The sequence below is a fragment of the Candidatus Palibaumannia cicadellinicola genome, from assembly GCF_002855795.1.
Classification (GTDB): Bacteria; Pseudomonadota; Gammaproteobacteria; order Enterobacterales; family Enterobacteriaceae; genus Baumannia; species Baumannia cicadellinicola_C.
The window spans coordinates 1-9,883 of record NZ_NJPO01000078.1; the positions used below are offsets into that span (position 1 = coordinate 1).

8 protein-coding genes and 1 tRNA gene are annotated in these 9,883 nt (G+C 41.6%); 7 read left to right on the top strand and 2 right to left on the bottom strand.

Going from position 1 to position 9,883, the window contains the following annotated elements:
* The first annotated feature begins 212 nt into the window (after window positions 1-212).
* The 3 genes from hemB to nifJ all read left to right on the top strand — a co-directional run bounded on the left by hemB (window position 213) and on the right by nifJ (window position 6,220).
* Window positions 213-1,190: a porphobilinogen synthase gene (gene hemB, locus CEX73_RS01535; protein ID WP_101626851.1), complete on the top strand. Its 978-nt coding sequence runs from the start codon at window positions 213-215 to the stop codon at window positions 1,188-1,190.
* Between the two features lie 15 nt (window positions 1,191-1,205).
* Window positions 1,206-2,603 carry a class II fumarate hydratase gene (gene fumC / locus CEX73_RS01540; protein WP_101626852.1) on the top strand — a complete coding sequence of 466 codons (1,398 nt, stop codon included), beginning with the start codon at window positions 1,206-1,208 and terminating at the stop codon, window positions 2,601-2,603.
* Between the two features lie 98 nt (window positions 2,604-2,701).
* The gene (gene nifJ, locus CEX73_RS01545) at window positions 2,702-6,220 is read left to right on the top strand and encodes a pyruvate:ferredoxin (flavodoxin) oxidoreductase (protein WP_101626853.1); all 3,519 of its coding nucleotides are present in this window, start codon (window positions 2,702-2,704) and stop codon (window positions 6,218-6,220) included.
* A gap of 201 nt (window positions 6,221-6,421) precedes the next feature.
* Here the strand turns inward: nifJ and tsaC are convergent, their stop codons facing one another.
* Window positions 6,422-6,976 (bottom strand): L-threonylcarbamoyladenylate synthase type 1 TsaC, encoded by a 555-nt coding sequence (tsaC, locus tag CEX73_RS01550; RefSeq protein ID WP_101626854.1) that lies wholly within the window; start codon window positions 6,974-6,976, stop codon window positions 6,422-6,424.
* A 155-nt stretch (window positions 6,977-7,131) separates the two neighbouring features.
* Here tsaC and def point away from each other — a divergent pair, with 155 nt between their 5' ends.
* Together def and fmt are read left to right on the top strand one after the other, a co-directional pair.
* Window positions 7,132-7,644, top strand: a complete 513-nt coding sequence (gene def / locus CEX73_RS01555; RefSeq protein ID WP_101626855.1) for a peptide deformylase — start codon at window positions 7,132-7,134, stop codon at window positions 7,642-7,644.
* Between the two features lie 29 nt (window positions 7,645-7,673).
* Window positions 7,674-8,621, top strand: coding sequence for a methionyl-tRNA formyltransferase (fmt, locus tag CEX73_RS01560; RefSeq protein WP_101626856.1), 948 nt, complete (start codon window positions 7,674-7,676; stop codon window positions 8,619-8,621).
* Window positions 8,622-8,678: 57 nt separating this feature from the next.
* Here fmt and CEX73_RS01565 read toward each other — a convergent pair.
* A tRNA-Ser gene (locus tag CEX73_RS01565) sits at window positions 8,679-8,766 on the bottom strand.
* Window positions 8,767-8,908: 142 nt separating this feature from the next.
* On the opposite strand from CEX73_RS01565, the gene CEX73_RS01570 reads away from it, so the two are divergent.
* Together CEX73_RS01570 and hspQ are read left to right on the top strand one after the other, a co-directional pair.
* Complete coding sequence (locus CEX73_RS01570; RefSeq protein WP_101626857.1) at window positions 8,909-9,235, top strand: TusE/DsrC/DsvC family sulfur relay protein; 327 nt, start codon at window positions 8,909-8,911, stop codon at window positions 9,233-9,235.
* Window positions 9,236-9,448: 213 nt separating this feature from the next.
* Window positions 9,449-9,766 carry a heat shock protein HspQ gene (gene hspQ, locus CEX73_RS01575; protein ID WP_038498794.1) on the top strand — a complete coding sequence of 106 codons (318 nt, stop codon included), beginning with the start codon at window positions 9,449-9,451 and terminating at the stop codon, window positions 9,764-9,766.
* The last annotated feature ends 117 nt before the right edge of the window (window positions 9,767-9,883 follow it).

The following is a 9,883-nucleotide window of genomic DNA, read 5'->3' on the forward strand; positions in this document are numbered from 1 at the left end:
ATCAATATTTTTCATTAATAATAAATTGTCTCGAAGAAATAATAAATATCTCAACTTAGCAAGTAATAAGGGACTGGGTTATTCTACTGATTTGCCGCTGGTTGAGTACAGACGTGATACTTTATCTTCAAATAGTTTTAATATCCTTAAGATTGATTATTAAAAAGTTAGTAACTATTACTCATTAAGCGCTTGAGATATTAGGAGTCAAAATGTCTAATGTTTTCCCCTTTACTCGTCTCCGCCGCAGACGGCGTTCTGATGCCTTACGGATTATGTTTCAAGAAACTGATGTTAGGGTCAGCGATTTAGTTTTTCCTATTTTTGTTGAGGAAAACATTAGCGATTATGTCCAGGTGTCCACCATGCCTGGTGTGGTACGTATCCCAGAGTCGCGACTTGCATTCGAAATCGAGCGTTTCGCTAAAGCTGGTATTAAATCAGTAATGACGTTTGGTATTTCACATCATATGGATGAAACGGGCAGCGACACCTGGAACGAAAATGGTTTAGTAGCGCGTATTGCACGTATTTGTAAAGATACAGTGAGAGATATAGTGGTGATATCTGATACTTGTTTTTGTGAATACACTACTCATGGACATTGCGGAGTACTTTATGATCATTATATTGATAATGATACTACTATCGTTAATCTAGGGCGTCAAGCAGTCGTTGCTGCACACGCTGGCGCTGATTTTATTGCACCATCAGCAGCAATGGATGGTCAAGTCCAGGCGATACGTGCTGCGCTGGATGTTGCCGGTTACCATGAAACAGCCATCATGGCATACTCAACTAAGTTCGCTTCTGCTTTTTATAGTCCATTCCGGGCAGCAAGCGGTACAACTCTTAAGGGTAACCGAAACACTTACCAAATAGATCCTATGAACCGCCGTGAAGCTATTCATGAATCGCTATTAGATCAGCAGGAAGGAGCTGATGCTCTGATGGTTAAACCTGCTGGTGCATTCCTAGATACTATCCGTGATATTCGTGAAGCAACATATTTACCGCTAGCGGCTTATCAGGTTAGTGGAGAATATGCGATGATAAAATTTGCAGCAGCAGCTGGCGCTATTAACGAATACCAGATTGTGCGTGAAACATTAGGCGCAATTAAACGCGCCGGGGCTGATATTATCATCAGCTACTTCGCTATGGATATAGCCGAGCAAGGATTCTATTAATATGGGAGGACAGATATGGCTGACACACGTATCGAAAAAGATTCCATGGGACTGATTGAGGTGCCGGCAGTACAGCTTTGGGGAGCACAAACTCAGCGTTCACTAGAATATTTTCGTATCTCTAACGAAAAAATACCGCTAGAAATGATCAATGCTTTAGCGCAAATAAAGCGTGTAACAGCTGTTGTTAACCATGAGCTCAAATTGCTCGATAATCTGTGTGCTAATGCTATTATTCAAGCCGCCGACGAAGTTATAGCCGGTAAACACACTGATGAATTTCCGCTAGTTATTTGGCAGACAGGCTCTGGTACTCAAAGTAATATGAACATGAATGAAGTACTTGCAAATCGAGCCAGCGAGCTCTTAGGTGGGGAGCGTGGTGCCGCACGGCTTATTCATCCTCATGAAGATGTCAACAAAAGCCAGAGTTCTAACGATGTTTTTCCTACCGCGATGCATATCGCAGCAGTAGTAGCAGTGTGCGGGAATTTAATTCCGGAGATAAAAAAACTAAAGAATACTCTGAACCATAAGTCCGCAGTATTTAGCGATATCATAAAAATCGGCCGTACCCATCTGCAAGACGCTATACCTCTGACTCTTGGTCAAGAAATATCTGGTTGGGTGAAAATGTTAGAGCATAGCCTCGAACATATAGAGCATAGTATTCCACATCTGTGCGAACTAGCGCTAGGCGGCACGGCAGTAGGTACTGGTCTGAATACTCATCCTGAGTACGCTATACGCGTGGCAAAATTGCTGGCTGATTTTACTGGTTACCCATTTATTACGGCCCCCAATAAGTTTGAATCTTTAGCTACCTGCGACGCTTTAGTACACGCGCATGGCGCATTAAAAGGTTTATCTGCATCTATGATGAAAATCGCTAATGATGTACGCTGGCTATCTTCTGGACCACGCTGTGGAATTGGCGAACTCAGTATACCAGAAAACGAGCCAGGTAGTTCCATTATGCCCGGTAAAATCAACCCTACGCAGTGCGAAGCGATAACCATGCTGTGTTGTCAGGTCATGGGCAATGATACCGCGATTAATATAGGTGGCGCATCTGGCAACTTCGAGCTTAATGTTTATCGTCCAATGGTAATCTATAACTTTTTGCAATCAGTACGCTTATTAGCTGATGGCATTCATAGTTTTAATCATAATTGCGCAATTGGTATAAAACCTAATTGCGATCGTATTAAAGAATTATTAAACAAGTCACTGATGTTGGTTACTGCGCTCAATACACACATTGGTTATGACAAAGCAGCAGAAATTGCACAAAAAGCGCATAAAGAGCAACTAACCTTGAAGACTGCAGCACTAAAATTAGGCTATCTTTCCGAGGAACAGTTTGATGAATGGGTACAACCTAAAAAAATGATTAATAACATAATAAGCTAACTTTATAGCTTTGTTATCTTATCGTTAGTGCTGTATGTCAGAAATTTTCGTACGGGAAGATAAAGATTTTATCTACCACAAGCAAGAAAAGGTAAATCATGATCACCACAGATGGAAATAATGCTGTCGCTTCCGTAGCCTATCGCATAAATGAAGTGATTGCCATTTACCCTATAACTCCCAGTTCTACTATAGCAGAACAGGCACATGCCTTATTTGAGTTAGGTAAGCCTAATATTTGGGGCGATATTCCTAAAATGGTGGAAATGCAATCGGAGGCAGGAGCTATCGCTACTGTACATGGTGCGTTACAGACAGGTGCTCTGTCTACCTCCTTTACCTCCTCCCAAGGATTATTACTTATGATCCCTACGCTATATAAACTGGCAGGACAGTTGATTCCTTTTGTGCTACATGTTGCTGCCCGTACCGTAGCCACCCATGCTCTATCTATTTTTGGTGATCATTCAGACGTAATGGCAGTCCGCCAGACCGGTTGCGCGATGTTATGTGCCAGCAGCGTGCAAGAAGCACAAGATTTTGCTTTGATTGCTCAAATAGCTAGCTTAAATAGTCGCCTACCGTTTATCCACTTTTTTGACGGTTTTCGTACCTCGCATGAAATAAATAAAATAGTTCCGCTCTTGGATGAAACACTTAAGGCTATACTTCCTCAGACTGCTATCGATGCACACCGTAGTCGCGCATTAACTCCGGATAGCCCGGTACTGCGTGGAACATCAGCTAACCCCGATACTTACTTCCAAAGTAGGGAAGCTACTAATCCTTGGTATAACAAAACTTATTTTCATGTTCAGGAAGCTATGACAGTGTTTGCTGCGGCTACTGGCCGTAAATATCAGCCGTTTGAATATTACGGTCATACCGAAGCTGAAAGATTGATCGTAGTTATGGGCTCAGCTATTGGTACCTGCGAAGAAGTGATTGACGTCCTGCTAACTAGCGGCGAAAAAGTAGGTATGGTAAAAGTAAGGCTATTTCGTCCTTTTTCTGCTATGCATTTACTATCTGTTATCCCGCAGACCATTCAGTGCGTAGCAGTTTTGGACCGAACTAAAGAACCTGGCGCCTTAGCTGAGCCTTTATATCTCGACGTTATGACCGCGCTAGCAGAAGCTTATAGTTTGGGCGAACGTAAAACTCTACCACGGACTATCGGCGGACGCTATGGCCTAGCTTCTAAAGAGTTCGATCCTGCTTGCGTGCTAGCCATTTTTAAAGAACTAATGCTCCTACGTCCGCGTCCACGTTTTACGGTAGGAATATTTGATGATGTCACTCAATTATCACTCTCACTACTAGATAATACTTTACCGCGCCTGGCTAAATTAGAAGCCATTTTCTACGGACTAGGTAGCGATGGTTCAGTATCTGCTGCAAAAAATAATATTAAAATTATTGGTAATAATACATCGTTATTTACACAGGGCTATTTTGTCTACGATTCTAAAAAAGCTGGCGGATTGACCGTTTCTCATTTGCGAATCAGCGAAAAACCCATCAATTCTGCTTATCTCGTCAGTAATGCAGATTTTGTTAGTTGTAATCAATATACTTTTATAAGTAAATATCAGATTGTGACGCGACTACGTCCTGGAGGAATATTATTAATGAATACTCCTTATAGTCCAGACGAGATATGGGTTAGGTTACCGCAGGAAGTACAAGCACTGCTTATTCAGCGCCAAGCGCGTTTATATGTGATTAATGCACAGCAGATTGCTCATGAATATCAACTAGGCACACGAATTAATACTATTATGCAAATGGCTTTTTTCAAATTAACTAATCTTTTGCCTTGGGGTAAGACGCAGAAAGCTTTACAACAAGCTATAGTGATGAGCTATAGCCATAAAGGGCTAGAATTAGTTGAGCATAACTTACAAGCGCTTAAAGCAGCATGCAACGCACTATTTGAGGTTCCTCTCGGCACTATAAATGAAGTTAGTCCGATACTACCACCAATTGTTTCTCATGCAGCGCCCCATTTCGTCAAAACAGTCACAGCTGTGATGCTAGCTGGTCTTGGCGATACTTTGCCGGTTTCTGCTTTTCCCCCAGACGGTACCTGGCCAGTAGGCAGCTCCCGCTGGGAGAAGCGTAATATTGCTGAACAAATACCACTTTGGAAATCTGAGCTTTGCACACAGTGTAATCACTGCGTAGCAGCCTGTCCGCATGCTGCTATCCGCGCTAAGGTAGTAGCACCGCAAGCTCTAAATAGGGCGCCGGTGGGCCTAAAATCTTTAGATGTAAAAATACGTAATATGCATGGGCAAAAATATGTGCTGCAAGTAGCGCCGGAGGATTGCACAGGTTGTCGTCTGTGCGTTGAAGTATGTCCGGCCAAAGACCGTAATAATCGACAAAAGAAAGCTATTAACATGGCCTCACGCCTAGAGCATATTGAAGAAGAGAAAGTGAATTATGATTTTTTTCTGAATTTACCAGAAATTGATACAACAACTTTGGAGCATATTAATATTCGTACGTCGCAGCTTATCACTCCTCTATTCGAATATTCAGGCGCTTGCTCCGGTTGCGGTGAAACACCTTATATAAAAATACTAACCCAGCTTTACGGCGATCGATTACTTATCGCAAATGCTACTGGTTGCTCATCTATTTACGGTGGTAACTTACCTACTACACCTTACACTACTAATGTAGACGGGCGCGGTCCAGCCTGGGCTAACTCGTTGTTTGAGGATAATGCTGAATTCGGTCTAGGCTTCCGTTTAACAGTAGATCAACATCGCCAAAGGGTACTACGCTTACTAAACACTCAGGTTGCAATACTGCCTCCATTGCTACTAGAGGGCCTACGAACTGCTGAAGTGTCGGTAGAAGAACGTCGTAGGCAAATATTTGAACTACGGCGTCTGCTAGCTAACAAACAGGATAAACAAGCACGTCAATTATCTAACGACGCAGATTATTTAGTGGATAAATCTATATGGCTTATTGGCGGTGATGGATGGGCCTATGATATAGGTTTCGGGGGACTAGATCATGTTTTAAGCCTAAACGAGAATATTAATATTTTAGTGCTAGATACACAGTGTTACTCAAATACTGGCGGTCATCAGTCTAAGGCTACACCATTAGGTGCGGTGACAAAGTTTTGCGAACAGGGTAAGCGTAAAGCACGTAAAGATCTAGGCGTCAATATGATGATGTACGGTCATATTTACGTAGCGCAAATTTCTCTGGGTGCTAAGTTGAATCACTCAGTCAAAGCTATCCAAGAAGCAGAGAGTTATCCAGGACCTTCTTTGATCATAGCCTACAGCCCATGTGAGGCGCATGGGTATGATCTGGCGCTAAGCCATACTCAAATGCAACAACTAACTGCTACAGGTTTCTGGCCTCTATATCGTTTCGATCCACGACGTAGCCATGAAGGGAAGTTACCGTTGGTGTTAGACTCTCATTTGCCAACCGGAGACTTGTCTACTACCTTATTTAAGGAGCAGCGCTTCCGCCAGCTTAATAGCAACAAAATAGAGTTTGATAAGATGAGCGCATTTTACACAACGATAGAAAAAGAGCTAAAGCAAAAATATGACTTGTTAGCGCGGATGGCAGGCCAGTAACATGCTCTATGATTCATAATTATGAATATCATAGATCTCAGATGTCCCCGTAGTTTTTCTAGATGGTAAGACACTATGCTATAACAACAGGCTCCACGCCCATTTCTGCGGCGAAAAAGACATAAATCTGTGGTGATAAACTATGTTTAATCGGGTTACCAAAAACAGCACTATTCTCTATGAGAATTGCTCCGTTAGTGATTAGCCTTGACGAATTAATTCGCCGCTTAGAGCATCACGTATTTCTGAGGGATAACTTCTACCTTCTACCGTACCTTCCATGACCGGAAAAGTTGCACCAAATTGCTTACGCACTTCGTCAACATTGCGTGCTGTGGATTTTCCACTTATGTTTGCACTAGTAGATACGAGTGGTTTACCGAACGCTAGACATAGCCTTCGTACTGGTTCAAACGCACTGACGCGCACCGCCAATGAAGAAAATTGTCCAGTTAACCAGCGCGGAGTCGCTGTATTAGCCGGTATAACCCAAGTGACAAAACCTGGCCATAAAGCGAAAATGCGCGCACGCTGGTGAATATTAAGACTACTGTCATCAATATAATTAGCTAATTGCGCATAAGTAGCTGCTACTAAGATTAAACCTTTTTGCCAATCTCGTCGTTTTAGCACTAGTAATTTCTGTACAGCCTTTTCGCTATCAGGATCACACCCTAATCCAAAAATGGCTTCGGTAGGATAAGCTATAACCTGTTGCTGACGTAGTAATGCTACAATATTAGTAATCACTAGCAAAGTTAGTGCTCATATTTTATATATAATATAGTACGATTTTAATTTTATGCGATCAACTATTCAAGCTTCTCTTGACGACTACCATTAGTCAATGGTAATTAGATTTAATCTGATAGAAAAATATAATTTTTGCTCCAGCAAAAACGCAGACTAATATGTCCATATTACCAATATTACATTACCCTGACGATCGGCTGCGTAAAATTTCTAAGCCAGTAACAGAAATAAATGATACTATACACCTAATAGTATATAATATGTTTGATACTATGTACGCTAATAAAGGTATCGGCCTAGCCGCACCACAGGTAGATATTAACCTACGTATCATTGTGATTGATGTTTCGGAAAACCAAGTGCAACGTCTGGTACTCATTAATCCTGAGCTGCTGGACAAAAGTGGTCAAACTGGTATTGATGAAGGATGTTTATCAATACCAAATCAATATTATTTTGTCCCTCGTGCTAAATATGTTAAAGTACGAGCGCAGGATCTAGGTGGTAACTACTTTCAGTTAGAAACTAATAATATACAAGCCATCTGTATTCAGCATGAGATGGACCATCTCATTGGGAAACTATTTGTTGATTACCTTTCGCCACTGAAGCAAAAGCTTATCGGTAAGAAAATGAACAAAATGGCACGCATACGCTCGGCTAAAACATAAAATAAAATATAAACATCATAGTAATTGTTGTGTCTAAATCTATACGTATTATTTTTGCTGGTACGCCTAATTTCGCCGCGTGTCATCTCTTAGCATTAATACATTCACCTTATCAGGTAGTCGGTGTGTTTACACAGCCTGACCGTCCAGCTGGACGAGGTCATCGTTTATCTGCTAGTGCAGTTAAGCAACTAGCTCAGCTATATAATTTGCCCGTATTCCAGCCCATTTCTCTGCATGAAGACAACGGAAAGCGTATAGTTCAGCATCTTGGTGCTGATATTATGGTTGTAGTTGCCTACGGTCTCATTCTCCCGCAGGATATGCTAAGCTTTTTAAAGCTAGGTTGTATTAATGTGCATGCTTCACTGTTACCTCGCTGGAGAGGAGCAGCACCTATTCAACGCGCATTATGGGCAGGGGATACCGAAACTGGTGTAACGATCATGCAGATAGATGCCGGATTAGATACCGGTTTTATGCTATATAAAGTAACTTGTACTATCCGGCCATTTGATACCAGCGTTACTCTGTATGATAAAGTGACAAAACTGGGTCCTACGGCTTTACTCACAACGCTTAAGCAGATAGTAGACGGTAGCCAAGTAGCAGAGCCACAAGATAGCACGCTTGTTACCTATGCTAACAAACTGAGTAAGGAAGAAGCCCGCTTGGATTGGCAATTACCTGCCATTCAGTTAGAGCGCTGCATTAGAGCTTTTAATCCCTGGCCAGTCAGTTACTTCCAAGTAAGAGATCAAAAAATTAAAGTATGGCGTGCATACGTCGATGACATATGCCATAAGAGCGTACCTGGCACGATATTATCGGCAAATACAGCCGGAATTAAAATAGCTACGAGCGATGGGGTGCTAATCTTGACGCTAGTGCAACCAGCGGGGACAAAGCAGATGTCAGTTAAAGATTTACTTAATTCACGCCGTGAATGGTTTGTTCCAGGTCTTATCTTAGATTAAGATAGCTATTATACTCTACTAGCATAGTAGAGTAGATACTAGATACTAGTAAGAAGATGGCGGAGGAGGTGGGATTCGAACCCACGGAAAGTATTCCTTCGCCGGTTTTCAAGACCGGTGCCTTCAGCCACTCGACCACTCCTCCGCAGACGACTATAAACAGAGTCAATCTGATTGTAAAGAGCCTATTACTAGTATTATCATAATAGCTAGATATTGCTGCATTGCATAAGATGTCTTTACAATAAGATAGATTAAAATCTGTCAAATCAAATGGAATAAAATCAATGCAGTTTAATAACAAAGAAATAGCAACCGACGCTCAAGGATACTTAATACGTCCCAGTGATTGGAGTGAAGCATTAGGGTTAGAAATAGCCCGTCAGGAAAATATTAAACTCAGCGAATCACACTGGCAAGTAATATACTTTGTGCGTGCTTTTTATCTCAAGTTCAACATATCACCAACTGTTCGCATGCTAGTCAAAGCTATGGCACATAAGTATGGCAAGGAAAAAGGTAATAGTTGTTATTTATTTCATCTTTTTCCTAAAGGCCCAGCTAAACAGGCTACCAGAATTGCAGGGCTACCGAAACCTGTTAAATGTCTGTAGTTTACCTGCCTACAGACAGTATTCTACTATACGTTTTGATTGAACTCATTCATTATCACCGATAAATTTTTTGCTGTGAATTACGGTAGTATTAACTATGTGTTTGTTACCTATCGCTTAAAGCCCGTAGGATATTAAATTTCTATGAGCTCCCTTGATTTACTAGTAGTTTCCCCCATATTGAGTTTAAGGTATATTGTAACAGGAGGTCTTATGATTGCCAGCAAATTTGGCATAGGGCAACAAGTTCGCCATAAACTGCTTGGGTACTTAGGTGTCATTATCGATGTTGATCCAGAATACTCACTGGATAAGCCCTATCTAGACAAAATTGCGGCTGATGATACTCTTCGTACTGCTCCTTGGTACCACGTTGTCATGGAGGATGAAGAAGGAAAACCTGTGCACACTTATTTAGCAGAAGCTCAGCTAGGCTATGAGGCTTTTCCAGAACATCCTGAACAACCGACGCTGGATGAACTAGCTGAATCTATTCGTTTGCAACTACAGGCCCCACGTTTGAGAAACTAACGTTCTGTGGTAGAGCCAGTAGCATAGCTGGATCAAACGATAGCAATAACAGTACTTACTATTAAATATAGTACTTGTAACTAGCTTTGTTCAGTCTATAGCTGATAGCTGTGAATA